20 protein-coding genes and 2 pseudogenes are annotated in these 24,792 nt (G+C 61.6%); 14 read left to right on the plus strand and 8 right to left on the minus strand.

What is annotated here, in order from left to right; genetic code table 11:
- The first annotated feature begins 35 nt into the window (after positions 1 to 35).
- Together KI613_RS08245 and moaE are read left to right on the plus strand one after the other, a co-directional pair.
- Positions 36 to 1,610, plus strand: coding sequence for a peptide chain release factor 3 (locus tag KI613_RS08245; protein WP_226404891.1), 1,575 nt, complete (start codon positions 36 to 38; stop codon positions 1,608 to 1,610).
- A 2-nt stretch (positions 1,611 to 1,612) separates the two neighbouring features.
- On the plus strand, positions 1,613 to 2,065 hold the full coding sequence (moaE, locus tag KI613_RS08250; protein ID WP_226404892.1) for a molybdopterin synthase catalytic subunit MoaE: 453 nt from the start codon (positions 1,613 to 1,615) through the stop codon (positions 2,063 to 2,065).
- A 63-nt stretch (positions 2,066 to 2,128) separates the two neighbouring features.
- Here moaE and KI613_RS08255 read toward each other — a convergent pair whose 3' ends face one another.
- Complete coding sequence (locus KI613_RS08255) at positions 2,129 to 2,722, minus strand: glutathione S-transferase family protein (protein WP_226404893.1); 594 nt, start codon at positions 2,720 to 2,722, stop codon at positions 2,129 to 2,131.
- 3 nt (positions 2,723 to 2,725) lie between these two features.
- On the minus strand, positions 2,726 to 3,310 hold the full coding sequence (locus tag KI613_RS08260; protein ID WP_226404894.1) for a pyridoxamine 5'-phosphate oxidase family protein: 585 nt from the start codon (positions 3,308 to 3,310) through the stop codon (positions 2,726 to 2,728).
- A gap of 129 nt (positions 3,311 to 3,439) precedes the next feature.
- Here KI613_RS08260 and KI613_RS08265 point away from each other — a divergent pair, with 129 nt between their 5' ends.
- Positions 3,440 to 4,360 (plus strand): LysR family transcriptional regulator, encoded by a 921-nt coding sequence (locus KI613_RS08265; protein ID WP_226404895.1) that lies wholly within the window; start codon positions 3,440 to 3,442, stop codon positions 4,358 to 4,360.
- Between the two features lie 42 nt (positions 4,361 to 4,402).
- Here KI613_RS08265 and KI613_RS08270 read toward each other — a convergent pair whose 3' ends face one another.
- Positions 4,403 to 6,037 (minus strand): methyl-accepting chemotaxis protein, encoded by a 1,635-nt coding sequence (locus KI613_RS08270; RefSeq protein WP_319004096.1) that lies wholly within the window; start codon positions 6,035 to 6,037, stop codon positions 4,403 to 4,405.
- A 189-nt stretch (positions 6,038 to 6,226) separates the two neighbouring features.
- On the opposite strand from KI613_RS08270, the gene clpB reads away from it, so the two are divergent.
- The gene (gene clpB / locus KI613_RS08275; protein WP_226404897.1) at positions 6,227 to 8,818 is read left to right on the plus strand and encodes an ATP-dependent chaperone ClpB; all 2,592 of its coding nucleotides are present in this window, start codon (positions 6,227 to 6,229) and stop codon (positions 8,816 to 8,818) included.
- A 73-nt stretch (positions 8,819 to 8,891) separates the two neighbouring features.
- Here the strand turns inward: clpB and KI613_RS08280 are convergent, their stop codons facing one another.
- Complete coding sequence (locus tag KI613_RS08280; RefSeq protein ID WP_226404899.1) at positions 8,892 to 9,191, minus strand: DUF2502 domain-containing protein; 300 nt, start codon at positions 9,189 to 9,191, stop codon at positions 8,892 to 8,894.
- A gap of 86 nt (positions 9,192 to 9,277) precedes the next feature.
- On the opposite strand from KI613_RS08280, the gene KI613_RS08285 reads away from it, so the two are divergent.
- The 3 genes and pseudogenes from KI613_RS08285 to KI613_RS21390 all read left to right on the plus strand — a co-directional run bounded on the left by KI613_RS08285 (position 9,278) and on the right by KI613_RS21390 (position 11,455).
- Positions 9,278 to 10,057: a DUF1684 domain-containing protein gene (locus KI613_RS08285; RefSeq protein ID WP_226404901.1), complete on the plus strand. Its 780-nt coding sequence runs from the start codon at positions 9,278 to 9,280 to the stop codon at positions 10,055 to 10,057.
- 546 nt (positions 10,058 to 10,603) lie between these two features.
- Positions 10,604 to 11,026, plus strand: a pseudogene (locus KI613_RS21385) (methyl-accepting chemotaxis protein); the annotation flags it as partial.
- 120 nt (positions 11,027 to 11,146) lie between these two features.
- Positions 11,147 to 11,455 (plus strand): CZB domain-containing protein, encoded by a 309-nt coding sequence (locus KI613_RS21390; protein ID WP_404827006.1) that lies wholly within the window; start codon positions 11,147 to 11,149, stop codon positions 11,453 to 11,455.
- Positions 11,456 to 11,471: 16 nt separating this feature from the next.
- Here KI613_RS21390 and KI613_RS08300 read toward each other — a convergent pair whose 3' ends face one another.
- Positions 11,472 to 12,608, minus strand: a complete 1,137-nt coding sequence (locus KI613_RS08300; protein ID WP_226404902.1) for an aminotransferase class V-fold PLP-dependent enzyme — start codon at positions 12,606 to 12,608, stop codon at positions 11,472 to 11,474.
- A gap of 149 nt (positions 12,609 to 12,757) precedes the next feature.
- Between KI613_RS08300 and putA the strand changes: the two genes are divergently transcribed.
- Both putA and KI613_RS08310 read left to right on the plus strand, forming a co-directional pair.
- On the plus strand, positions 12,758 to 16,372 hold the full coding sequence (gene putA, locus KI613_RS08305; RefSeq protein WP_226404904.1) for a bifunctional proline dehydrogenase/L-glutamate gamma-semialdehyde dehydrogenase PutA: 3,615 nt from the start codon (positions 12,758 to 12,760) through the stop codon (positions 16,370 to 16,372).
- Positions 16,373 to 16,381: 9 nt separating this feature from the next.
- The gene (locus tag KI613_RS08310) at positions 16,382 to 17,668 is read left to right on the plus strand and encodes a Glu/Leu/Phe/Val family dehydrogenase (RefSeq protein ID WP_226404906.1); all 1,287 of its coding nucleotides are present in this window, start codon (positions 16,382 to 16,384) and stop codon (positions 17,666 to 17,668) included.
- Between the two features lie 58 nt (positions 17,669 to 17,726).
- Here KI613_RS08310 and KI613_RS08315 read toward each other — a convergent pair whose 3' ends face one another.
- A complete protein-coding gene (locus tag KI613_RS08315) occupies positions 17,727 to 18,749 on the minus strand; it encodes an acetylserotonin O-methyltransferase (RefSeq protein ID WP_226404908.1) in 1,023 nt (340 codons plus the stop codon).
- A 32-nt stretch (positions 18,750 to 18,781) separates the two neighbouring features.
- Positions 18,782 to 19,330: a glutathione peroxidase gene (locus KI613_RS08320; protein ID WP_226404910.1), complete on the minus strand. Its 549-nt coding sequence runs from the start codon at positions 19,328 to 19,330 to the stop codon at positions 18,782 to 18,784.
- 372 nt (positions 19,331 to 19,702) lie between these two features.
- On the opposite strand from KI613_RS08320, the gene KI613_RS08325 reads away from it, so the two are divergent.
- Genes KI613_RS08325 through KI613_RS08345 form a run of 5 tightly spaced genes read left to right on the plus strand, consistent with a single transcriptional unit; the run spans position 19,703 to position 24,364 of the window.
- Entirely contained in the window at positions 19,703 to 20,470 is a 768-nt protein-coding gene (locus KI613_RS08325; RefSeq protein WP_226404912.1) for an ABC transporter ATP-binding protein, read from the plus strand.
- A 13-nt stretch (positions 20,471 to 20,483) separates the two neighbouring features.
- Positions 20,484 to 21,206, plus strand: a complete 723-nt coding sequence (locus KI613_RS08330; protein WP_226404914.1) for an ABC transporter ATP-binding protein — start codon at positions 20,484 to 20,486, stop codon at positions 21,204 to 21,206.
- A 34-nt stretch (positions 21,207 to 21,240) separates the two neighbouring features.
- Positions 21,241 to 22,455, plus strand: a complete 1,215-nt coding sequence (locus KI613_RS08335) for an ABC transporter substrate-binding protein (protein WP_226404916.1) — start codon at positions 21,241 to 21,243, stop codon at positions 22,453 to 22,455.
- Between the two features lie 58 nt (positions 22,456 to 22,513).
- The gene (locus KI613_RS08340; RefSeq protein ID WP_226404918.1) at positions 22,514 to 23,395 is read left to right on the plus strand and encodes a branched-chain amino acid ABC transporter permease; all 882 of its coding nucleotides are present in this window, start codon (positions 22,514 to 22,516) and stop codon (positions 23,393 to 23,395) included.
- A gap of 18 nt (positions 23,396 to 23,413) precedes the next feature.
- Positions 23,414 to 24,364, plus strand: coding sequence for a branched-chain amino acid ABC transporter permease (locus KI613_RS08345; RefSeq protein WP_226404920.1), 951 nt, complete (start codon positions 23,414 to 23,416; stop codon positions 24,362 to 24,364).
- Between the two features lie 89 nt (positions 24,365 to 24,453).
- On the opposite strand, the pseudogene KI613_RS21395 reads toward KI613_RS08345, so the two are convergent.
- Positions 24,454 to 24,573: pseudogene (locus KI613_RS21395) on the minus strand (hypothetical protein); the annotation flags it as partial.
- Positions 24,574 to 24,792: the final 219 nt, after the last annotated feature.

Below are 24,792 nucleotides of genomic sequence, written 5' to 3' on the forward strand. Positions count from 1 at the left end.
ATAATGGCCGACTTTCCGCATTTCCAAGCCCTGCCGTGACTCCCCTCGATACTGAAATTGCCCGCCGGCGTACCTTTGCCATCATTTCCCACCCCGACGCCGGTAAAACGACGCTGACCGAAAAGCTGCTGTGGTTCGGCGGCGCCATTCAGGTGGCCGGCGAAGTGCGGGCCCGCAAGGCGTCGCGCCATGCGACCTCGGACTGGATGGAGCTGGAGAAGCAGCGCGGTATTTCGGTGACTTCGTCGGTCATGCAGTTCCCCTACCGCGAGTGCATGGTCAATCTGCTCGACACGCCGGGCCACGAGGATTTCTCAGAAGATACCTACCGCACGCTGACGGCCGTCGACTCCGCCGTCATGGTCATCGATTCGGTGAACGGCGTCGAAGCACAGACGATCAAGCTGCTCAACGTCTGCCGCATGCGCGACACGCCGATCCTGACCTTCATCAACAAGCTCGACCGCGAGGGCAAGGAGCCGATCGACCTGCTCGACGAAATCGAGTCGGTGCTCGGCATCCAGTGCGCCCCGATGACCTGGCCGATCGGCATGGGCAAGCGTTTCCGCGGCGTCTATCACCTCTACGACGACGCCATCGCCTTCTTCGATCCGCAAGCCGAGAAGGGCACGGCCGAGATCATCCAGGGTCTCGACAATCCGCGCCTTGACGAGCTGATCGGCTCGCAGGCCGACGAACTGCGCATGGACATCGAACTGGTCCGCGGCGCGTCGCACGCTTTCGATGCCGAAGCCTATCTGAGCGGCAAGCAGTCGCCGGTTTTCTTCGGTTCGGCGGTCAACAACTTCGGCGTGCAAAGTCTGCTCGATGCCGTTGTCGATCTGTCGCCGCCACCGATTGCCCGGCCGTCCACGACGCGCGAAGTGGCGCCGAATGAGCCGAAATTCTCCGGCTTCGTGTTCAAGATCCAGGCCAACATGGACCCCAAGCACCGTGACCGCATCGCCTTCTTGCGCGTCTGTTCCGGCCGCTTTGAACGCGGCATGAAGGTCAAGCAGGGCGGCGCCGGCAAGTTCCTTTCGGTCAATAACGCCATCACCTTCATGGCCCGCGACCGCAGCACGACCGACGAAGCCTATCCCGGCGACATCATCGGCATCCCGAACCACGGCACCATCCGTCTCGGCGAGACATTCACCGAGGGCGAAGAGCTGCGCTTTACTGGCATTCCGTCCTTCGCGCCGGAACACTTCCGTCTGGCCCGCATCGCCAACCCGCTGAAGATCAAGCAGCTGCAAAAGGGCTTGCAGCAGTTGGCGGAAGAGGGGGCGACCCAGTTGTTCCGGCCGCTCTCCGGCACCGATCTGATCCTCGGTGCGGTCGGTACGCTGCAGTTCGACGTCGTGGCCAGCCGTCTGGAGCACGAATACGGCGTGCAGGTCATTTTCGAGTCCTACAACTGCGCGACGGCGCGCTGGATTCACGGCGATGCCGACGAACTACGGCAGATTTCCGACCGCTACAGCGCCAACGTCGCGCTCGACGGGGCCGACGATCCGGTCTATCTGGCGCCGAACAATGTTTATCTCAACATGGTCAAAGAGAAGTATCCCAAGCTGCGTTTCATGGAAGCACGCGAGGTAATCTGAGCATGACCGTCCGGGTGCAGGAAGCCGATTTCGACCTTGGCGCCGAGTTGCTGGCGCTGCGGGCGGCTGACCCCCGGGTTGGCGCATTGGCCAGCTTTCTCGGGCTGGTCCGCGACATGAACGATGGGGCCAGCGTTGCGGAAATGACGCTGGAACACTATCCCGGCATGACCGAAAAGGCACTCGAGGCAATCGTCGCCGAGGCCAAGGGCCGCTGGGATATCTACGACGCGCTGGTCATCCACCGCGTCGGCCCGCTCAAGCCTTGCGACCAGATCGTGCTCGTCGCCGTGACCAGCGCCCACCGTGGCGAAGCCTTCGCCGCCTGCGAATTCATCATGGATTACCTGAAGACCCGCGCTCCGTTCTGGAAGCGCGAAGCGACGCCGGAAGGCGCCCGCTGGGTCGATGCCCGCGATGCCGATGACAGTGCGGCAGCGCGCTGGCAGAAATAGCGCTTTGACCGTGCCGCAGCGACGCTTGTTCGCTACGGCCGGGGCGACTGTTTTCGACTGACTCTAAATACCCGACATCGGGATGAAGCCCGGCAGGGCCTTGATGCGTGCTATCCATGCGCCGATGTGCGGGTAAGACTGGAGCGAGATGCCGCCTTCGGGCGCCAGCGCAACGTAAGGCATCACCGCGCAGTCGGCAATGGTTGGCCGATCGAGCGCCAGCCATTGGTGTTTGGCGAGATGCGCTTCGATGACCGGCAGGATGTTGTCGGCGCGCTTCACGGCATCGGCCTTGTCGATGGCGTAGCCGAATTTGTCGACCAGTCGGGCGGCGCCTGGGCCATTCTGGATTTCGTTGGCAGAGGTCGACAGCCATTGCATGACCTCGCCCATGCCGGCAGGGTCGCGCGGCAGCCAGCTTTCGTCGGCATATTTGCTGGCCAGGTAAACAAGGATGGCCTGCGAGTCGCGCAGCACCACCGGGGCATCGTCGAGGATGGGCAGCTCGCCCAGCGGGTTGAGGTCGATGAGGGGCGCGCGCTTGTGTTCGCCGCCCATGAAATCGACTGGAACGATGTCCAGTGGAATGTTCGTCAGTGCGGCAAACAGCCGAACCTTGTAGCAGTTACCAGAGGGTTCAAGATCGTACAGTTTCATGTCTTACTCCTTGGTGATGGACATTGTTGTGAGTGGCGAACAGCGGCTTTGCCACTCGCTTTCGGTAAAACGCGGAGTGATGTGGCGGGAGCAGTTCCAGTCGAAAGCGGCGATCCGGATGAGCATGATGCGCTCGACGTTGCTCTCGGGAAATTTCATTTTTGCCAATAATTTCGGGTTGACCGTAGCAAGCTCGACCATCTCGACGTGACCCAATATTTTCAGGCGGCGCCGGTTCGGGTAATCCATCAGGATCAGCGCTGCGCGGTCATTCTTGGTCAGGTTGCCGACACTGACGTACTGGCGGTTGCCGGATAAATCGGCAAAGGCCAGCGTGGTTGGATCGAGTACCTGGAGAAACCCTGCCTGTCCGCCGCGATGCTGGACATGCGGCCAGCCGCTTTCGCTGACGGTGGCCAGGTAAAAACTGTCGCGAGCGGAAATGAATTCACACTCGCGCGGGCCGAGTTCGACGACCGGTGTTTCGCTGATCTCTTCCAGTCCTTCACCCAGGTCGCGTCCGCCATGGAGGCGCTGGCTGGCCCGGACGCTGGGCGTGTAGGCGATGGTGGCAAAGTGGCGGGACACGGCAGGTTTCCTTTTTGATGCGGGACAGCGGTCATCATCGGCTATGCAGCAATCGCAATAAATAGACTTATAGTTAGAATACTTATGCAAATAACGGTTTAATCTCGCCCAATGGATAAATTGCATGCCATGACCACCTTCGTGCGCATCGTCGAGGCCGGCAGTCTGACGGCCGCCGCCGATCGCCTGGGAACTTCGCCGACCTCGGTGGTGCGCAGCCTGTCGGGACTCGAACGGGCGCTCGGGGTTCGCCTGCTCAATCGCACGACCCGACGCATGGCCTTGACCGACGAGGGGCGCGAATATTTCGAGCGTTGCCGGCATCTGCTGCAGGATATCGAGGAGGCTGAAGCGGCCCTGCTCGCCCGTCAGGTCAAGCCGGCCGGACGGCTGGTCATCACCGCGCCGGTGATGTTCGGGCGCCTGCATGTCGGTCCGGCAGTCACCGATTTTCTTGCCGCGTATCCCGAGTTGCGCATCGAGTTGTTGCTGCTCGATCGCGTCGTCGATCTGATTCATGAAGGCATCGACCTCGCAGTGCGCATCGGTACGCTGCCTGAATCTTCGCTGGTCGCCGTGCCGCTCGGTACGACCGGCCGGGTTGTCTGTGCCAGCCCGGAATACCTGGCCCGCCACGGTCAACCGGAAAATCCGGCCGAATTGCAAAAGCACCGGGCGATCCGAATTACCGGATCGAGTCTTGAACCGGACTGGTCGTTTCAGGAAAACGGGCGCCCGCTACGGGTGACAATGCCCGAGAACCTGAGCACCAATCACATCGATTTCGCCATCGACGCCTGCCTGAAAGGGCTTGGTTGCGGGCGATTTCTTGCCTACCAGGTACGCGAGCAACTGGCGGCCGGCAAGCTGGTTCGCTTGCTGAGCGCCTACGAGCTGCCACCAGTGCCGGTCAATTTCGCCTATCCCCACGCCCGTCTTTTATCGTCCCGGGTTCGCGCCTTTATTGACCGGGCCGCCCCGCAGCTCCGGGAAAAACTGATCGAAGCCCGCGATGCGAGCGACAGCGCCGCGGCGCGCTGGCAGAAATAAAAACGGGGAGCCTTGGCTCCCCGGAAAGATATTTCCTTCTGATCAGGTCTTGAATTGTGCCACCGTCTGCCGCAGTGAGTTGGACAGCGCCTGCATCTGGCGTGCCGCATCGGCCGTGTGGCGAACAGCGATGGCACTCTCCTCGGACATCTGAGCGATGACTTCGAGCTTTTGGGCGATTTCGTTACCGGCCACGCTCTGTTCCGAAATCGAATCGGAAATGCCGTTGACCACGACGGTCACGCGCAGGGCGCCATCACGAATCCGGTTGATCGAGTCACCGGCCTGATTGGCCAGTTCGACACCGTTGCCGACCTGGCGGACGCCTTCCTGCATGCTGCTCACCGCGCTGCGTGTGCCATTCTGGATCTTGGCGACCATTTCGCCGATTTCCTTGGTCGAATTTGCGGTGCGCTCGGCCAGCTTGCGCACTTCGTCAGCGACCACGGCAAAGCCGCGACCCTGTTCGCCGGCGCGGGCGGCCTCGATGGCGGCATTGAGCGCCAGCAGGTTGGTCTGGTCGGCAATTTCCTTGATGGTGTTGACGATGGAAGTGATCTGGTCGGACTGGTGCCCGAGGTCTTCAATGATTTCCGACGATGCCTGAACCGCTTCTGAAATCTTGCGCATTTCGCTGGCGGCGTTGTGGATGACGGCGGCGCCATCTTCGGAAATTTCACCGGCTGTTTGCGAAATGCTGTGCGCTTCGCTGGCGTTTTCCTTGACCTGATCGATGCTGACTGCCATCTCCTCGACCGACGCGGCCATCGACGAGGCAGCATCGCTCTGCTGGCTGGCCCGTTCGGCCACCTGTTCGGAGGCGCTGAGCAGCTGGGTGGCGGAACTGGCCACCTGTTCGGCGTTGCTGACAATGCTGGTGATCATGGTGCGCAGGGTTTCCTGCATGGTGCGGATGTTGGCGAGCAGGCTGTCCTTGTCGTCCGGGCGGCAATCGACCGGCGTTGTCAGATCCCCGGCCGCGATGCGCTTGGTGATCGCCGAGGCGATCGCCGGGTCGCCGCCCAGCGTCTTGATGATGTTGTTGGAGAGCAGGAACAGCGAAATGCCGATGAAACCGGCTATGCCCAGACCCCAGAGCAGAAGCTTGATGGCATCGCTGCGGAACTTGGTATCGACGTCATCCAGGTAGATGCCCGAACCGAGTACCCAGCCCCAGGGCTCGAAACCCATGACGAAGGAAATTTTCGGGACGCCTTCTTCCGAACCCGGTTTCGGCCAGAGGTAATCGACAAAGCCCGAGCCTTTGGTCTTGACCGTGTTATTGAATTCGACGAAGAGCAGCTTGCCGTTCTTGTCCTTGATCTGATCCAGTTTCTTTCCCTCGAGTTCGGGCTTGATCGGATGCATGACCATGATGTCCTGCAGGTCGTTGATCCAGAAATATTCGACTTTGTCGTAGCGCAGGGTGCGGATAGCCGCGGCGGCGAATTTCTTGGCATCCTCGCCTGACATTTGCCCGTCGCGCGCTGCTTTTTCGTAGTAACTCAGGATGCCGTGCGTCGATTCAACCAAGTTGCGCACCTTGGCTTCACGATCCTCCAGCATCTGGCTCTTGCCGTTGATCAGTAGTGCCGAGAACAGGACGGCAAGTGCGATGACCGTTATGGCAGTCATGGCAAGCAGCTTGCCGCGTAGGGTCATTCCCTGATTGGCCATTTTGCTCCCCTTTAGTTTCTAATATGGCTAATGTTTCAAATGTAGCAATTACAAGCCTAGCACCAATTTTGTATGCAAAACGAATTTTTGACATTGGTGCGGCAGAAATACCCCGAGGCCTGTGGGTTGAAATTTTCGAGATAGTCCTCATCTGCCCGGTATTAGAAATTCCGTACCGGGAGAACTTAGATGCGCCTCGACAAATTCACGACCAAATTCCAGCAAGCCTTGTCCGATGCCCAAAGTCTGGCCATTGGTGGTGACCAGCAGTTCATCGAGCCGCAGCACCTGCTGCTCGCCCTGCTCAATCAGGATGACGGAGGCACGACGTCGCTGCTCGGCCGGGCCGGGGCCAATGTGGCGGGTTTGCGCAAGGATCTGGAACAGGCACTGACCCGCTTGCCCAAGGTTGAGGGCCATGGTGGCGACGTTTCCATCGGTCGCGACCTGGGCAATCTGCTCAACCTGACCGACAAGGAAGCCCAGAAGCGTGGTGACCAGTTCATCGCCAGCGAAATGTTTTTGCTCGCCGTGTGCGAGGACAAGAACGAAACCGGTCGTCTGGCCAAGCAGCACGGCCTGACCCGCAAGGCGCTGGAGGCCGCGATCATGGCCGTGCGCGGCGGGCAGGGCGTCGATTCGCAGGAGGCCGAGGGCCAGCGCGAATCACTCAAGAAATACTGCATCGACCTGACCGAACGCGCGGCGCAGGGCAAGCTTGACCCGGTGATTGGCCGCGATGATGAAATCCGTCGCGCCATCCAGATTTTGCAACGGCGGACCAAGAACAATCCGGTGCTGATCGGCGAGCCGGGCGTCGGCAAGACGGCCATCGTCGAAGGCCTGGCCCAGCGCATCATCAACGGTGAAGTGCCGGAAACCCTCAAGGGCAAGAAGGTGCTGGTCCTCGACATGGCCGGCCTGCTGGCCGGTGCCAAGTATCGCGGCGAGTTCGAGGAACGGCTGAAGTCCGTGCTCAAGGAGGTTTCGCAGGAAGCCGGGCAGATCATCCTGTTCATCGACGAACTGCACACCATGGTTGGCGCCGGCAAGGCCGAAGGCGCCATCGACGCCGGCAACATGCTGAAGCCGGCGCTGGCCCGCGGCGAACTGCACTGCATCGGGGCGACGACGCTCAACGAATACCGCAAGTACATCGAGAAGGATGCGGCGCTGGAGCGTCGCTTCCAGAAAGTGCTGGTCGATGAGCCGAGCGTCGAATCGACCATCGCCATCCTGCGCGGCCTGCAGGAAAAGTACGAGCTGCACCACGGTGTTGATATCACGGACCCGGCCATCGTCGCTGCGGCCGAGTTGTCGCACCGCTACATCACTGACCGTTTCCTGCCCGACAAGGCGATCGACCTGATCGACGAGGCGGCGGCGCGCATCAAGATGGAAATCGATTCCAAGCCGGAGGTCATGGACAAACTTGACCGCCGCATCATCCAGCTCAAGATCGAGCGCGAGGCGGTCAAGCGCGAGAAGGACGAAGCTTCGAAGAAGCGCTTCGGCCTGATCGAAGAGGAAATCGCCAAGCTGGCCAAGGAATATTCCGATCTGGAAGAAATCTGGAAGGCCGAAAAGGCACAGGTTCAGGGTTCGGCACATATCAAGGAAGAAATCGACAAGCTCAAGGCCGAAGTCACCAAGTTGCAGCGCGAAGGCAAGCTCGACAAGGTGGCCGAATTGCAATACGGCAAGCTGCCGCAACTCGAAGCCCAGTTGAAGACGGCGGAAAAGGCGGGTGAAGGCGAGGGCAAGAAGAACATTCTGCTGCGCACGCAGGTTGGCGCCGAGGAAATTGCCGAGGTGGTCAGCCGGGCGACCGGTATTCCGGTCAGCAAGATGATGCAGGGCGAACGCGAGAAGCTCCTGCACATGGAAGAACGGCTGCATAAGCGGGTCGTCGGGCAGGATGAAGCGGTGCGTCTGGTTGGCGATGCGATTCGTCGTTCGCGCGCTGGCTTGTCCGATCCGAACCGTCCGTACGGCTCATTCCTCTTCCTTGGCCCGACGGGCGTTGGCAAGACCGAATTGTGCAAGGCGCTGGCCGAGTTCATGTTCGACGCCGAGGATCACCTGATCCGCATCGACATGAGCGAGTTCATGGAGAAGCATTCGGTCGCCCGCCTGATCGGCGCGCCGCCGGGCTATGTCGGCTACGAAGAGGGCGGTTACCTGACCGAAGCAGTGCGTCGCAAGCCGTACTCGGTGATCCTGCTCGATGAAGTCGAGAAGGCGCATCCGGATGTCTTCAATGTCCTGCTGCAGGTGCTCGACGATGGTCGGATGACCGATGGTCAGGGGCGGACGGTCGACTTCAAGAACACGGTGATCGTGATGACTTCCAACCTCGGCAGCCAGATGATTCAGCAGATGTCAGGCGACGATTACGGCGTGATCAAGATGGCAGTGATGGCCGAGGTGAAGAACTACTTCCGGCCGGAATTCATCAACCGGATCGACGAGGTCGTGGTCTTCCACGCGCTCGACGAAAAGCACATCGCCGGCATTGCCAAGATTCAGCTCGGCTATCTGGAAAAGCGGCTGGCCCAGCTCGACATGGGCATCGTCGTCGACGACAGCGCCCTGGCCGAACTGGCCCAGGCCGGCTTCGACCCGGTGTTCGGGGCGCGGCCGCTCAAGCGGGCAATCCAGCAGCAGATCGAGAATCCGCTGGCCAAGGCCATCCTCGAAGGCAAGTTCGCCGCCAGGGATGTGATCCATGTCAGCTGCGATCCGGCGACCGGCGGCATCATGCGTTTCGCCAAGCGCTGAGCGTAGGGCGGTTCACGAAAAAGGGCGGGACCGGAAGGTCTCGCCCTTTGTCATTAGTACCTGCCGAGTCTGATCAGCAATTACCTTTCTTCGCCTGGCCCGGCGGACAGTGGCCGCCATCCTTGTGGTGGCCATTCTTGTTGCCGCGGCCCGTGTAATATTTCTCGCCGCGCGGGCCGTTGTGCTCTCTCCAGTAGGCCGGTTCGCGCCAGTCGTAGCCGTCCCAGTAGTAGCCACGGTCGTTGCGCGAGCCGAAGGTGACGCTGACGCCCGGCGCATCGATCCGGACGCTGCCGAGATTGACATTGACATCGACGGCACTGGCCAGCATCGGGGCGGCAGCGATCATCGCTGCCATAATGATTTTTTTCATGCGCTATTTCCTTTCAACAAGCATGGGTGGAACACTTGAAACCTTACAACGGATTTCCACTAGCGTGGGCAACGAGAAAATGAAAAATGTGGGATGACCTGAAAAATTGGCAGGCCAGGCGCCATGCCGAATTGGCCGGGCCGGACAGCTGGCTCGGGCTGGCCGGTTTGTTCTGGCTGGAGCCGGGCCTGAACAGTGTCGGCAGTGCCGATGGTTCGGTCGTTCAGTTACCCGGCGGGCCGGCGCATCTCGGCGATCTGTCCTGGCAGGACGGGCGGGTAGTGTGGCTGCCGTTGGCGGGTGAAGAGCGCGAATTGCAGACCGATATTGTCGGTCAGCCGACTGTCGTCGAATTTCAAAATTGGGCATTTTTTCCGGTTGACCGTGAGAACCGTATTGCAATCCGTTTGCGCGACCGCAACTGGGCAGCGAGCCAGCCATTTACCGGGCTGGATTATTTCGACTTCGATCCGGCTTGGCAGATCGAGGCCCAATGGCAGGCGCTGTCGCCGCCGATCTCGATGGAAGTGCCGAATGTCAGCGGCGATCTGAAAGTCGTCGAGGTCAGCCATCAGGCCGTGTTTGAAGTCGCCGGGCAGACGGTGATGCTGTTGCCGATGGCGGTTAGCGACAAGGAGGTTTTCTTCGTTTTCCGGGACCGGACGAGTGGCAAGGAAAGTTACGGGGCCGGCCGCTTTCTCAAGGCCAATCCTGCGGTCAACGGGAAAATTCGCCTGAATTTCAACTGTGCCTACAACCCTCCCTGCGCCTTTACCCCCTTCGCTACCTGTCCGCTGCCCCCTCCTGAAAACTGGCTGCCGTTTGCCGTACCGGCGGGGGAGAGAAAGTGGGTCAAGCCGGGCTGACTGAAATCCGCAATCGCCCGCTATGACGTTGTTCTGGCGCTTTCGCGGCTGGGCGGCGATGAGCCGATAGTTCGTATGACTCGGCCAATTAGTGTCTAGAATGGCCGCCTTGAAACTGTGCGGTTTATCCGTCAGTTCTCGCTGCGGCCAATGCCGTCTATGCGTTCGGGGATGGCGTGTTGCTCGCGGGGGGCGATATGTCTGAACCAGATAAAAATGGTTTGATTGTGGCGTGACGCAGCGTGGCTGCATCGCCTCGACGAGCCAATACAAAATCGAGGGGGATCGATGGCCTGGTTTGGAAACAATGAATTGTCTGCCGTGAAACAGGCACACGAAGCCTTGCAACAGCGCGAGAAGAGCCTGATGCAGGAGCTCGAAACGGCCAAATGGGCATTGGTCGACCAGCAGAATGCGGCCGCGGAAAAGGATCAGGAATGCGACATGCTGAAAAATGTCCTGCGCGGTCTGTCGAGCTTCGGGGCAACGCTGGCCGGTTCGCAAAGCAGCCTGGGTGGCATGGCCAAGGTTTTGCAGGATGAAAAAATGCGGGCCGTCGAAGCCTCTGAAGTGGCTTTGCTGAGCGGTCAGGCGACGACGGAAATCGCTTCCAACCTGCACCAGCTCGCCAAGGATTCGGCGAAAACAGCCAGTGAGGTCGAGTCGCTCTCCCTCCAGGCCGACAAGATCGGTTCGATTGTCCAGCTGATCCATGAAATTGCCGACCAGACCAATCTTCTCGCCCTCAATGCCGCCATCGAGGCGGCCCGGGCCGGTGAATCCGGCCGCGGCTTCGCGGTAGTCGCCGACGAAGTGCGCAAACTGGCCGAGCGCACGTCAAAGGCAACCAAGGATATCGGTGGCCTGGTCAACGACATCCGTCACAACTCGACGATGGCCAAGGATGCGATGGAGCTTCTGTCGTCATCGGCCGATGATTTCAGCCAGCGTGGCGGCAAGTCGACCGAAGACATGCGCCGCCTGATGGCTATGTCGAGGCAAATGGAGCAGGTCATTGCGGCCAGCGCCCTGAGCAGTTTTGTCGAAGTCGCCAAGGTCGATCACCTGGTCTTCAAATTCCGTATTTACATGGCCCTGTTTGGTCTGGAGCCGTTGCCGGCCGACGGCGTCGTATCGCATACCGGATGCCGGCTCGGCAAGTGGTACTACGATGGTGAAGGGCGCAATCTGTTCAGCCAGCTACCCGGTTATCGGGAAATGGAAGCCCCGCACATCGTTGTGCATAGCAGCGGCAAGGCCGCCCTGCAAGCCAAGGCCGCGAACGACATCGCGGCCATGCTCAAGCATGTACAGGCCATGGAGCAGGGCAGCGTTGGCGTCATCGACAACCTCGAACGCATGGCGAACTCGGTTGCTGTCGACGTAAACCGCGTTTGATCAGACCTCCGGGGTGTTATTCGCCCCGGGTTGCTGCGGCCAGCGCGGTGGCGAAGTTTTCCACCGTCTGCGCCGGATTGTGCAGCTTTTCCAGACCGAACAGGCCGATGCGGAAAGTCCGGAAGTCAGCCGGTTCGTCGCATTGCAGCGGCACGCCGGCCGCACTCTGGACGCCGACAGCGATGAATTTCTTGCCGGTGTGGATGTCCGGGTCGGTGGTGTAGCTGACCACCACACCGGGCGCCTGGAAACCTTCGGCAGCGACGCTGGGGAAGCCCTTGGCGACCATGAGTTGGCGGATGCGTCGGCCGAGTTCGATCTGTTCCTGGCAGACTTTTTCCAGACCGTAGGCTTCGGTTTCGAGCATGACGTCGCGCAGCGTGGCCAGGGCGTCGGTCGGCATGGTCGCGTGGTAGGCGTGGCCGCCGTTTTCGAAGGCTTCCATGATTTGCAGCCATTTCTTGAGATCGCAGGCGAAGCTCGTGCTGCTCGTCGCGTCGATGTGGGCGCGGGCGCGTTCGCCGAGGGCGACCATGGCGCAGCACGGTGAGGCGCTCCAGCCTTTCTGCGGGGCGCTGATCAGAATGTCGACATTGTTGGCGACCATGTCGACCCAGACCGTGCCCGAAGCGATGCAGTCGAGTACGAAATAACCATCCACCGCCCGCACCGCTTCGCCAACGGCACGCAGATAATCGTCGGGCAGGATCATTCCGGATGAGGTTTCGACGTGCGGCGCGAAGACGACTTCGGGCCGATGCTGGCGAATGGCGGCGACGACTTCTTCAATCGGTGGCGGCGCAAACGGTGCCTGCGCTCCGCTGCCGACCTGCCGGGCCTTGAGGACGATGCTTTCGGCCGGAATCTTGCCCATGTCGAAAATCTGCGTCCAGCGGAAGCTGAACCAGCCGTTGCGGATGACCAGCACCTTGCGATGCGTGGCGAACTGGCGGGCCACGGCTTCCATGCCGAAGGTGCCGCTGCCCGGCACGATGATTGCCGACTTGGCGTTGTAGGTCTTCTTGATCAGGCGCGAGATGTCCTTCATGACGCCCTGGAAGCGTTGCGACATGTGGTTAAGGGCGCGATCGGTATACACCACCGAATATTCGAGCAGGCCATCGGGATCGGGTTGGGGCAGCAGTGCGGGCACAGGAGGTCTCCGTTGATCGTTGTGGCCGAGAGCATACCGCCAAGCCGTGACGGCGCGCTAGTAACTGACTGGCGGGAGTGGGAAACTGTCAGCGTGTTGATCTTGTCTGACTGATGGCCGGAGTGGCAGCCGGCAAGGGAGGAGCGACGATGGGATTGCCCGAATTGCGCAGCGCCCTGCGTGCCGATTGCCGGCGCGCCGAGTCGGAATGCGTCGGCCGGCTGCTCGCGGAATTCGACAGCATGGCCGGTGACTGCGATGCGGCACGGCAGATGGCTCGCCAACTGGTCAGCGGCGAACGCCAGCACTTCGCGGCAAGGGCGGGCTTCAACCACTTGCTGCACGAATTCGCCTTGTCCAGCCAGGAAGGCGTCGCGCTGATGTGCCTGGCCGAGGCGCTGCTACGCATTCCGGACAGTGCCACGGTCGACCGCCTGATTCGCGACAAAATCGGCCGCGGCGACTGGCAGTCGCACCTCGCCGGCGATCATCCGATGTTCGTCAATGCTGCAACCTGGGGGCTGATGCTGACCGGCAAGCTGGTCGCCATCCACCATCACGGCGACCTTGGCAATGCGCTGACCCGGCTACTGGCGCGGGGCGGTGAGCCGTTGATCCGCAAGAGTATCGACTTCGCCATGCGTCTGCTTGGCGAACATTTCGTCATGGGCGAGACGATAGTTTCGGCGCTGGCCCGCAGCCGGACCAATGAAGCGCGTGGCTACCGGCACTCCTTCGACATGCTCGGCGAAGCGGCCCTGACTGCGGCCGATGCCGAACGCTACTGCCGCGCTTATGAAACGGCGATCCACGCCATCGGCACGGCCAGTGCCGGGCGCGGCGTGGTCGACGGGCCGGGAATTTCGATCAAGCTGTCGGCCCTGCATCCGCGCTATGTCCGCAGCCAGCGGGGGCGGGTGCTGGCCGAGTTGGGGCCGCGGCTGCAGGGGCTGATGCGGCTGGCCCGAGACTACGACATCGGCGTCAATATCGATGCCGAGGAGGCCGATCGTCTGGACCTGTCGCTCGATATTTTTGCCGGGCTGGCCGGCGACCCCGAACTGGCCGGTTGGGATGGCCTCGGCTTTGTTGTGCAGGCTTACCAGAAACGCAGCCCGGCGGTGATCGACTGGCTGGTCGAAGTGGCCCGGCAAAACCGTCGGCGGATCATGGTGCGGCTGGTCAAGGGCGCCTACTGGGACAGCGAAATCAAGCGCGCCCAGGTCGACGGCCTGAGCGATTACCCGGTGTTCACGCGCAAGGCGCATACCGATCTGGCCTACCTGGTCTGCGCCGGCCGCCTGCTGGCGGCGCCCGATGCGGTCTATCCGCAGTTCGCCACGCACAACGCCCTGACCCTGGCGACGGTGCTTAAGATGGCCGAGGTGCGCGGTGTCGCGGACTACGAGTTCCAGTGCCTGCATGGCATGGGCGAACCGCTCTACGATCAGGTGGTTGGCTCGGCGGGGTTGGGCAAGCCTTGCCGCATCTACGCGCCGGTCGGCACGCACCGGACTTTGCTGCCCTATCTGGTGCGCCGCCTGCTGGAAAACGGCGCCAACAGTTCTTTCGTCAACCGGATCGTCGATGCAGGGGTGTCGATCGATGAATTGCTGGAGGACCCGGCGGCGAGCGTGCGCCGGGATGGCTGCACGCGGCACCCAAAAATTCCGCTGCCGCCTGAGCTTTATGGCCCGGAGCGGAGGAATTCGGCCGGGAGCGATCTGGCCGACGAGGCAACGCTCGCCGGGTTGGCCGATGAATTGCAGGGGCTGGCCGGGAAAGTCTGGCGGGCCGGGCCGATGCTGGCCGGGCCGGGGCCGGCATCGCCGGCGGGTTCTGCGCTCAAACCGGTGTTCAGTCCGGCCAACGCTCAGGATCAGGTCGGTAGCGTGATCGAGGCCACCAGCACCCAGGTTGAAAGCGCGCTGGTTGCAGCGGCCGGTTTTTCGGAAGCATGGTTCCAGACCCCGCCAGCCGCGCGGGCCGCCATCCTGCAACGGGCGGCCGATCTGTTGCAGGCACAGCGTGCCCAACTGGTCAGCCTGCTTATCCGCGAAGCCGGCAAGACCTGGCCCACTGCGCTGGCCGAGGTGCGTGAGGCGGTTGATTTTTGTCGTTACTACGGTCAACCGGAATTTTTGGCCAATTTTGAAATGATTTCCGAGGCCCCGGGGCCGGTCGCCTGCATCAGCCCGTGGAATTTTCCGCTGGCCATTTTCATCGGTCAGGTCAGCGCGGCGCTGGCCGTCGGCAGCCCGGTGCTCGCCAAGCCGGCGGCGCAGACGCCGCTGATTGCCGGGTTGGCGGTGGAGTTGTTGCAACGGGCCGGGGTGCCGGGGGCGGCGCTGCAATTGCTGCCCGGTTCCGGCGAAATCGTCGGCGCCGCGCTGACCGCCGACGCGCGGGTGCGCGGCGTGGTGTTTACCGGTTCGGCCGAGGTGGCGCGCCGGATCAACCGGAGCATTGCCGGCCGCGACGAGGTCCGGCTGATCGCCGAAACCGGCGGCCAGAACGCGATGATCGTCGATTCATCGGCGCTGCCCGAACAGGTTGTGCAGGATGTGCTGGCCTCCGGCTTCGACAGCGCCGGCCAGCGCTGCTCGGCCCTGCGCGTGCTCTGCCTGCAAGATGAGATCGCCGATACCGTGCTCCACCTGCTGAAGGCGGCGATGGGCGAACTGCGCATCGGCGATCCGGCCGACCTGGCGACCGACATCGGCCCGGTCATCGACCGCACCGCACAGTCCGCCCTGCTCGCTCACATCGCCGACATGGCGGCGCGGGGCAGGGCGGTGTTCCAGCCGCCCTTGCCGGCCGACTGCGTGGCGGGAAGCTACGTGCCGCCGACCTTGATCGGGATCGAGTCCCTGGCCGATCTGGCCGGCGAAGTGTTCGGACCGGTCGTCCATGTCCTGCGCTACAAAGCCGGCCAGCTCGATACGCTGATCGACGCCATCAACGCCACCGGCTACGGCCTGACGTTGGGCATCCATAGCCGCATCGACGAAACCATCCAGCGCATCGTCAGGCGGGCGCGGGTCGGCAATATCTACGTCAATCGCAACATGGTCGGCGCCGTGGTCGGCGTCCAGCCCTTCGGCGGCGAGGGGCTTTCAGGCACCGGGCCGAAGGCCGGCGGGCCGCTCTATCTGGCGCGGCTGGCCGGGGCTGGCGAGCTTCGCCCGGGCGCCATCGGCGCGCGGCGGGAGAGCGGGGCGCAGCCCCCTTCAGACTTGGTGCGCCTGAGCGAGTGGGCGCGTTTTTCCGGGTATGACGAGCTGGCCGCGCTGTGTGCCGACTACGCTGAACTGACGTTGCTTAACACGGTGATCGATCTGCCCGGACCGACCGGCGAGCAGAACACCCTGCGCTTTGCACCACGCGGCACGCTGCTTTGTCTGGCCGCCGAGCAGAATGCCTTGCTGCACCAACTGGCCGCCATTTGGGCGACCGGCAATCGGGCTGCTGCGGTCGACGGCCCGGAAACGCGAAAAACCATAGGCAGCCTGCCGGACGATCTGGCGGCGGCGATCGAATGGCGGCCGCCCGACGACTATCACGGCCTGGCCGGTGTGTTGTCCGAGCCGGAGGCGCCGCCTTGGCAGCATCTGGCGCGGGAGCCGGGGCCCTTGCTCGCCACTTACCAGCCGGCCGACAATGGCGGACACTATCCCTTGTACCGTATGCTGGTCGAGCGGGTGCTCACCGTGAATACGACGGCGGCCGGCGGCAATACCACCTTGATGATGCTTGATGCGTAAAGGACTCCCATGTTGAACACGCCGCAACTACCTTCCTATCTTTCCAAGGAAAACATTGGTCCGTGGCATATCTACCTGCAGCAGGTCGAACAGGTCGCGCCGCTGCTCGACAAGTCCCTGCTGCCCTGGGTCGATACGCTGCGCCGGCCGAAGCGCTCGCTCATCGTCGATGTGCCGATCCGCCTCGACAACGGCCAGATCACGCACTTCGAGGGTTATCGCGTGCATCACAACACCTCGCGCGGGCCGGGCAAGGGCGGCGTGCGCTACCATCAGGACGTCACGCTGTCGGAAGTGATGGCCCTGGCCGGCTGGATGACGATCAAGAACGCCGTGGTCAACGTGCCCTTCGGCGGTGCCAAGGGCGGCATTCGCGTCGATCCGCGCCAGCTGTCGCTGGCCGAACTCGAAGGGCTGACCCGGCGCTACACCAGCGAGATCAGCTCGATGATCGGCCCGGACAAGGACATCCCGGCGCCGGATATGAATACCAACGCCCAGGTCATGGCCTGGATGATGGACACCTATTCGATGGGCGAGGGACGCACGGTGACCGGTGTGGTGACCGGCAAGCCGGTCTCGCTCGGCGGTTCGCTCGGGCGGCAGGATGCGACCGGGCGCGGCGTTTTCGTCACGGCCCGCGAAGCGGCGCGCAAGTTGGGCGTATCCATCGACGGGGCGCGGGTGATCGTCCAGGGCTTCGGCAATGTCGGCGAGGCCAGCGCCCGGATGTTCGCCCAGGCCGGCGCCCGGGTCGTCGCCGTGCAGGATGTCAGCGGCACGGTGTACAACGGGGCAGGACTGGATGTGCTGGCGCTCAAACGCTATCTGGCCGACAACAAGACGCTGCTTGGCGCGCCCGATTGCGAGACCATAACCAATGACGACTTCTGGTCGCTGCCCTGCGAATTCCTCGTGCCGGCCGCGCTGGAGTCGCAGATCAACCGCTTCAACGCCGAGCACATCGCCGCCCGCATCATCGTCGAAGGCGCCAACGGCCCGACGACGCCGGAAGCCGATGCCATCCTCGCCGAGCGCGGCATTGTCGTTGTGCCTGACGTGCTGGCCAATGCCGGCGGCGTCACCGTCAGCTATTTCGAGTGGGTGCAGGATTTCTCGAGCTTCTTCTGGACCGAGGATGAAATCAACGCCCGCCTCGAACGGATCATGGCGGAAGCCTTCAACGCCATCTGGCAGATGGCCGAAGAGCGGAAAATGCCGCTCCGTTCAGCTGCCTTCGTGATTGGTTGCAGCCGGGTGCTCGAGGCGCGGGCGACGCGCGGGCTGTATCCCTGATTTGGCCATTGTTACGGTCAACCGGAAATAATGGCCAAAATTGAAATGGGCTTTGCAGTCAGCGCCGGGCCAGAATCAGTGAACCCTTTTCGCGTGGCTCAAGGTCGATCCGTTCGATCGCTGAAAACCCCGCCGCCGTGAGCCACGCGCAATAATCTTCATGGCGATGCGTCTGGGTGCCGGTTTCCAGCAGCAGGGTCAGGCGGAAGGCTGCGTTCAGCGCGTCGAGCGAGGTTTCGGCCAAGTATTCGTGAATCACCAGCAGACCGCCCGGATTCATCGACTCGCCGATCTGCTCGATGGCCAGACGATTCTCTTCAGCCGAATGGTTGTGGGCGACCGACAGGTAGAAGACCAGATCATTGTCGCTACCCCAGTCGTGCTCCTGCAAGGTGCCGGGGCTGAGCTGGATGCGCCCGGTCAGTCCGGCTTTTTCGATCTCCGGCCCGGTTTCGGTCAGTGCGCTGGGCATGTCGACGATGACGGCGTCGAGCTGCGGATAGTGCTGGCAAAAGCGGATCGAGTGCAGGCCATGCGAGCCGCCGAGGTCGAGCAGGCGGCGATAGGCCGGCGACACCGGCACGTACTTGAGCAGATCGGGGCCGAGGTCGGCCGCGAAGGCGCCCATGTAGGACGAGAACAGCGGCCCGAGATGCGGCTTTTCGACCATTGCGTCCCACAACGTTTGCTCGGGTTCGCCCTTGCGCACGGTTTCGGCCAGGGAGCCCATCATCGACCAGGCCTCGTGCGTCCACAGTAGGCCGGGCGTGTAATCGACCTGGCCGGCACTGGTGAACCAGCGCTGGGTGCTCGCCGTGTTGGCAAAGGCGTCGTCGTCTTTTTCCAGATAGCCGATGGCGACCAGAAAATCGACCAGCGTCGTCGTGCCGCGCAGGCTCGAATCTATTTTCGCGGCGAGTTCTTCCGCTGTCAGCGGACCATCGACCAGCGCCTCGAAAAGGCCCAGGCGACCGGCCGAAATGATCGCCGACGACTTCATCATCGGCATGTAAACATCGAGCATGGCGAGCTCGGCCGAGCCGGTCGGCTGGCAGACATCGGGTTTGCGTGTGCGGGGCATCGGTCTTCTTGTTGTTGGTTGCTGGGTGCGGCTCAGCCGAGCGCCGCTTCAATTGCGGCGAGCAGGGTCGGATCGTCCGGAGTGGTATCCGGCGAAAAACGCTGCACAACCCGGCCATCGCGCCCGACCAGGAATTTCTCGAAATTCCACAGCACATCGCTGGCCTGCTTGGGCGAACAGCCGTAACCGGCTAGTTTCTCGCGGAAATCGCTGCCGGCCGGAAACACCGCCTCGGGCCGGGCGGCGATCAAAGACGAATACAACGGATGCCGCGGTTCGCTGTTGATGTTGAGCTTCTCGAACATCGGGAAATCGACGCCGTAGTTCGTCGTGCAGAAATCCTGAATGTCGTCGGCTGAGCCCGGCTCCTGCGCCGCAAAATCGTTGCAGGGAAAACCCAGCACCTGCAGGCCGCGCTCGCGATACTGCTGGAATAAAGCTTCAAGCCCGGCGTACTGCGGTGTCAGCCCGCACTTCGAGGCAACATTCACAACCAGCAAGACCTGCCCCGTGAACTCGCCCAGCGTCAGCGCGCGCCCATCGAGGCTTGTGAGAGGAATGTCGTAGAGGGAGTCATTCATGGCGATCTCGTTTCCTTAGGGGGTAGTAAGTCCGAACCGGCAAGCCAACGGGCAGCCATTTTACGTGTTGATGACCAAATACCCGACGGTATTTGAAAAATCGGTGGCCATTGAGGTGCTGTTGAAAACCGCTGAAAGTCACTCCCCGTGCGGGTATACCCCTATGCAAACAGCCTTGTTCCGGCAAGCAATTCGGCATATTGTCGTGCCATGATTAACGACAGATGAATCAGTTGCAGTATCGGCAACCAAAGACGGAGGTGAGACAGTGGTGACATTCAATCTCTGGACTGATCAGCGCAAAGCAGACCCGGTGCCCGCTTCGCCATCCATAGCCGGCCGCAAGCAACGACAAAGCCGTCAGGAGAAGCAATGAGCGATTTCATTCTGGAAACGCGCGGTCTGACCAAGGAATTCAAGGGGTTTACCGCCGTTTCCGATGTCAATCTCAAGGTGCAGCGCGGCACCATCCACGCGCTGATCGGGCCGAATGGCGCGGGCAAGACGACCGTGTTCAATCTGGTCACCAAGTTCCTGCCGCCTACCGCCGGCACGATTCATTTCAAGGGCGAGGACATCACGCACGAAGCGCCGGCGGTCACGGCACGCCGGGGCTTTGTCCGTTCCTTCCAGATTTCGGCCACTTTTCCGCACCTGACGGTGCTGGAAAACGTGCGCATCGGCCTGCAGCGCAAGCTGGGCACTGAATTCCATTTCTGGAAATCGGAAAAAAGCCTGAACAAGCTCAACGACGAGGCAATGGCGCTGCTTGAAGCAGTCGATCTCGGCAGCTTCGCCGAAACGATGACGGCCGAAATGCCCTATGGCCGCAAACGGGCCCTGGAAATTGCCACGACGCTGGCCCTGGAGCCAGACATGATGCTGCTCGACGAGCCGACGCAGGGCATGGGGCATGAGGACATCGCCCGCGTTGTCGAATTGATTCGCAAGGTCTCGGTCAATCGCACCATCCTGATGGTCGAACACAATCTGTCGGTGGTAGCCAACCTGTGTGACCGGATTACCGTGCTGACCCGGGGCAGCGTGCTGGCCGAAGGGACTTATGAAGAGGTCTCGAAAAATCCGCAGGTGCTCGAAGCCTACGTCGGTTCCGACAACATGAACGACGCGCATCACTAGGCGGGAAACAACCATGACCAGCGCTTTCAAACCAAAACCCGAATATCTCCGCCTGACCGATCTGCACGCCTTTTACGGCGAATCGCACATTCTGCATGGGCTGGACCTCAGTGTCGCCAAGGGCGAGTGCATCACGCTGCTCGGCCGCAACGGCTCCGGCCGGACGACCACGCTGAAATCGATCATGGGCCTGGTCGGCCGGCGGACCGGCTCGATCATGGTCAACGGCAACGAGGTAATCCACGAGCCGACCCACAAGGTGGCCCACCACGGGGTCGGCTATTGCCCGGAAGAGCGGGCCATTTTTACCTCGCTCAGTGCCGAGGAAAACCTGACCCTGGCGCCCATTGTTTCCAGCGGTGGCATGTCGGTCGACGAGCTTTACCAGATGTTCCCGAATCTCAGTGAGCGCCGCAACAGCCCGGGAGGCAAGCTGTCTGGCGGTGAGCAGCAGATGCTGGCGATGGCCCGTATCCTGCGCACGGGGGCCAAGCTGCTATTGCTCGACGAAATTACCGAAGGTCTCGCCCCGGTCATCGTCAAAAAGCTGGGTGAGGTGATTACCGAACTGAAGACACGCGGTTTCACCATCATTCTGGTCGAACAAAATTTCCGCTTCGCCGCACCGCTGGCCGATCGCCATTACGTGCTCGAACACGGAGAAATAATTGCCACCATCAGCCAGGAAGAGCTCCCGGGCAAGATGGACTGGCTGCATCACACGCTCGGTGTTTAACCGGGTTTGCCCACACCCTAAGGAGGAATCACCCATGTCATCCAGAAAATATGCAAGAACTGCCTGCGCCGCCGCTCTGGCTGCGCTTTCTTTCGGTGCCCAGGCGCAGATTTCGGGCGGCTCGGTAAAAATCGGCGTGCTGACTGATCTTTCCGGCACTTATTCCGACCTCGCCGGCTCAGGTGCCGTGCTGGCCACCAAAATGGCCATTGACGATTTCATCGCCAATGAAAAGCCCAGCTTCAAAATCGAAATGGTCTCCGCCGACCACCAGAACAAGGCCGACATTGCCTCCAACAAGGCGCGTGAATGGATCGAGCGCGAGAATGTGGACACAGTGACCGAGCTGGTCACCACCTCCACCGCGCTGGCGGTGATGAAGGTCGCCAAGGAAAAGGACCGTGTCGTCATCATGAACGGCCCGGCCTCGACCCCGATCACCAACGAGCAGTGCAACGACGTTTCGGTGCACTACACCTACGACACCTATGCGCTGGCCAACGGCACGGCCAAGGCGGTGACCACGCAGGGCGGCAAATCCTGGTTCTTCCTGACCGCCGACTATGCTTTCGGTCATGCTCTGGAGAAGGATTCCTCGGCCGTCGTCCTCGCCAATGGCGGCAAGATAATCGGTTCGGTCCGCCACCCCTTCCCGGGCTCCGATTTTTCCTCCTTCCTGCTCAAGGCCCAGGCCTCCGGCGCCCAGGTCATCGGCCTGGCCAACGCCGGTGCCGACACCACCAATGCCATCAAGCAGGCGGCTGAATTCGGCATCACGCCCAAGCAGTCGCTGGCCGGCCTGCTGATGTTCATCACCGACATCCACTCCCTCGGCCTCAAGCCGACCCAAGGCATGTACCTGACCGAAGGTTTCTACTGGGATCGCACCGACGAGACCCGTGCCTGGTCGAAACGCTTCTTCGACAAGCAGAAGAAGATGCCGACCATGGTCCAGGCCGGTCAGTATTCGTCGATCTATCACTACCTGCGCGCCGTCAAGGCAGCCGGCACCGACGATACGAGCAAGGTCATGGCGATGATGAAGAAGACGCCAATCAACGACTTCTTCGCCAAGAACGGCCAGATCCGCGAGGATGGCCGCATGGTGCACGACATGTACCTGATGCAGGTCAAGAAGCCGGCTGACTCGAAATATCCGTGGGACTACTACACGATCAAAGCGACCATCCCGGCGGCTGATGCCTTCCAGCCGCTGGCCCTGTCGCGCTGCCCGCTGATCAAGAAGTAAGTAGCGTCATCGCAATCCCCGGCGTGAACAACGGTTCGCGCCGGGTCTGGAGCCTTCCATGGAAATTTTCGGAATCTCGACCGCCTTGCTCGGCAGCCAGTTGCTGGTCGGGCTGATCAACGGCTCGTTCTACGCCATTCTCAGTCTCGGGCTGGCCATCATCTTTGGCCTGCTTAACATCATCAACTTCTGCCACGGCGCACAATACATGATGGGCGCCTTCGTCGCCTGGATCGCGCTGACCCGTTTCGGCATCAATTACTGGGTGGCGCTGATTGCCGCGCCGCTCATCGTCGGCATCGTCGGCGTGCTGATCGAGCGCCTGATGCTGCGCCGCCTGTACAAGCTCGACCACCTCTACGGATTGCTGCTGACCTTTGGCCTGGCGCTCATCTTCGAAGGCATCTTCCGTGACCAGTTCGGCATTTCCGGCGAGAGCTACGAAGTCCCCGAGCTACTGTCCGGCGGCGTCAATCTCGGCTTCATGTTCCTGCCCATCTATCGCGGCTGGGTCATCATCGCCTCGCTGACCGTCTGTTTCGGCACCTGGTACATGATCGAACGCACCAAACTCGGCGCCTATCTGCGCGCCGGCACTGAAAACTCGGCGATGGTCCAGGCGCTCGGCATCAACGTGCCGCTGCTCATCACCTTCACCTATGGCTACGGCGTCGCGCTGGCCGCCTTCGCCGGCGTGCTGGCGGCGCCGATCTTCCAGGTCAATCCGCTGATGGGCTCCAACCTGATCATCGTCGTCTTTGCCGTGGTTGTCATCGGCGGTATGGGCTCGATCATGGGCTCCATCCTGACCGGCCTCGGCCTAGGCCTGATCGAAGGCCTGACCAGGGTGTTCTATCCGGAAGCCTCGAGCGTGGTGGTCTTCGTCATCATGGTCATCGTTCTGCTGCTGCGGCCGGCAGGTCTGTTCGGCAAGTCCTGAGACGGCAGGGGAAAACACATGAACTCGACTACGTATCTGGAAAACAAACTGCCGCTACTCCTCGGCGTGCTGTTCGTCATCGGCCTGATCGCACCTTTTGCGGTCTACCCCACTTTTTTGATGAAAATCCTCTGCTACGCGCTGTTTGCCTGCGCCTTCAACCTGTTGCTCGGCTTTGCCGGCCTGCTTTCCTTCGGGCACGCTGCCTTCCTCGGCACGGCGGGCTACGTCTGCGGCATGATGGTGCGTGATGTCGGCGTCACGCCTGAGGTCGGTATCCTCGCCGGCACAGTGGCGGCTGGCCTGCTCGGCTGGCTGTTCGGTTCACTGGCCATCAAGCGCACCGGCATCTATTTCGCCATGATCACCCTGGCTCTGGCCCAGATGGTTTTCTTCCTCGCCATCCAGATCAAGGAAACCGGCGGTGAGGACGGCCTGCAGGGCGTGCCGCGTGGCCACCTGTTCGGCCTGCTCGACCTTTCCGACAACATCGCCATGTATTACCTGGTCTTTGCCATCTTCTGCTTCGGCTTCTTCGTCATCTACCGCACCATCCATTCGCCCTTCGGCCAGATTCTCAAGGCCATCCGCGAGAACGAGCCGCGCGCCATTTCGCTCGGCTACGACGTCGCCAAATTCAAGCTGATCGCCTTCATCATCTCGGCCGCCCTGGCCGGCATGGCCGGGGCGACCAAGACGCTGGTCTTCCAGTTGGCCTCGCTGAGCGATGTGCACTGGCATGCCTCGGGCGAAGTGGTGCTGATGACGCTGCTCGGTGGCCTGGGCACCATCCTCGGCCCGATCGTCGGCGCCGCCACCATCGTCGCGCTGCAGACCCAGCTCGCCGACTCCGTCGGCTCGTGGGTGACGGTGATCATGGGGGGGATTTTCGTCCTCTGCGTGCTTAGCTTCCGGCGCGGTATCGTCGGTGAACTGCAGGCTCTGATCAAGCGTTCAGGCGTCAATTGAGTTGATTTTCCATTGACCTGAAGCTGGGTCGGGTGCCTGGATTTGTTGTTGATGTTCCGCTTCTCGAATACCGGGAACTTGATGCCAAAGTCGGTCGTGCAAAACGCCTGAATCAGGCTGACCTCACCCGGCTCCTGCCCGGTAAAGTCATTTCTGGGAAGCCCCAATACCTGCTGGCTGCCCGCGAAACTGCTTGAACAAAGCTTCAAGCCCGCCTTGCTGCGGCGTCAGTCCGCATTTGGATGCGACATTGACGACCAGCAGCTGCCTTCTGAATCCAACCATCGCCAGCGTTTTCCCACTCACGCATTTGAGGAGAATGTCGTAGTGGGAAGCTACATCGGGATCTCGTTTTCTTTTGTGAGTGGCGCCCAGAACAGGCTAACCAACGGGCGGCGATCTTACGTGTGATCGGGCGAGGTCGGACT

The sequence above is a fragment of the Ferribacterium limneticum genome (assembly GCF_020510585.1).
Classification (GTDB): domain Bacteria; phylum Pseudomonadota; class Gammaproteobacteria; order Burkholderiales; family Rhodocyclaceae; genus Azonexus.

Coding starts and splice junctions, on each gene's coding strand:
- moaE (WP_226404892.1), top strand. CDS start 1,613: ATGACCGTCCGGGTGCAGGAAGCCGATTTCGACCTTGGCGCCGAGTTG.
- KI613_RS08255 (WP_226404893.1), bottom strand. CDS start 2,722: ATGAAACTGTACGATCTTGAACCCTCTGGTAACTGCTACAAGGTTCGG.
- KI613_RS08265 (WP_226404895.1), top strand. CDS start 3,440: ATGACCACCTTCGTGCGCATCGTCGAGGCCGGCAGTCTGACGGCCGCC.
- KI613_RS08270 (WP_319004096.1), bottom strand. CDS start 6,037: ATGGCCAATCAGGGAATGACCCTACGCGGCAAGCTGCTTGCCATGACT.
- clpB (WP_226404897.1), top strand. CDS start 6,227: ATGCGCCTCGACAAATTCACGACCAAATTCCAGCAAGCCTTGTCCGAT.
- KI613_RS08280 (WP_226404899.1), bottom strand. CDS start 9,191: ATGAAAAAAATCATTATGGCAGCGATGATCGCTGCCGCCCCGATGCTG.
- KI613_RS08285 (WP_226404901.1), top strand. CDS start 9,278: ATGTGGGATGACCTGAAAAATTGGCAGGCCAGGCGCCATGCCGAATTG.
- KI613_RS21390 (WP_404827006.1), top strand. CDS start 11,147: ATGGCCCTGTTTGGTCTGGAGCCGTTGCCGGCCGACGGCGTCGTATCG.
- putA (WP_226404904.1), top strand. CDS start 12,758: ATGGGATTGCCCGAATTGCGCAGCGCCCTGCGTGCCGATTGCCGGCGC.
- KI613_RS08310 (WP_226404906.1), top strand. CDS start 16,382: ATGTTGAACACGCCGCAACTACCTTCCTATCTTTCCAAGGAAAACATT.
- KI613_RS08315 (WP_226404908.1), bottom strand. CDS start 18,749: ATGCCCCGCACACGCAAACCCGATGTCTGCCAGCCGACCGGCTCGGCC.
- KI613_RS08320 (WP_226404910.1), bottom strand. CDS start 19,330: ATGAATGACTCCCTCTACGACATTCCTCTCACAAGCCTCGATGGGCGC.
- KI613_RS08325 (WP_226404912.1), top strand. CDS start 19,703: ATGAGCGATTTCATTCTGGAAACGCGCGGTCTGACCAAGGAATTCAAG.
- KI613_RS08330 (WP_226404914.1), top strand. CDS start 20,484: ATGACCAGCGCTTTCAAACCAAAACCCGAATATCTCCGCCTGACCGAT.
- KI613_RS08335 (WP_226404916.1), top strand. CDS start 21,241: ATGTCATCCAGAAAATATGCAAGAACTGCCTGCGCCGCCGCTCTGGCT.
- KI613_RS08340 (WP_226404918.1), top strand. CDS start 22,514: ATGGAAATTTTCGGAATCTCGACCGCCTTGCTCGGCAGCCAGTTGCTG.
- KI613_RS08345 (WP_226404920.1), top strand. CDS start 23,414: ATGAACTCGACTACGTATCTGGAAAACAAACTGCCGCTACTCCTCGGC.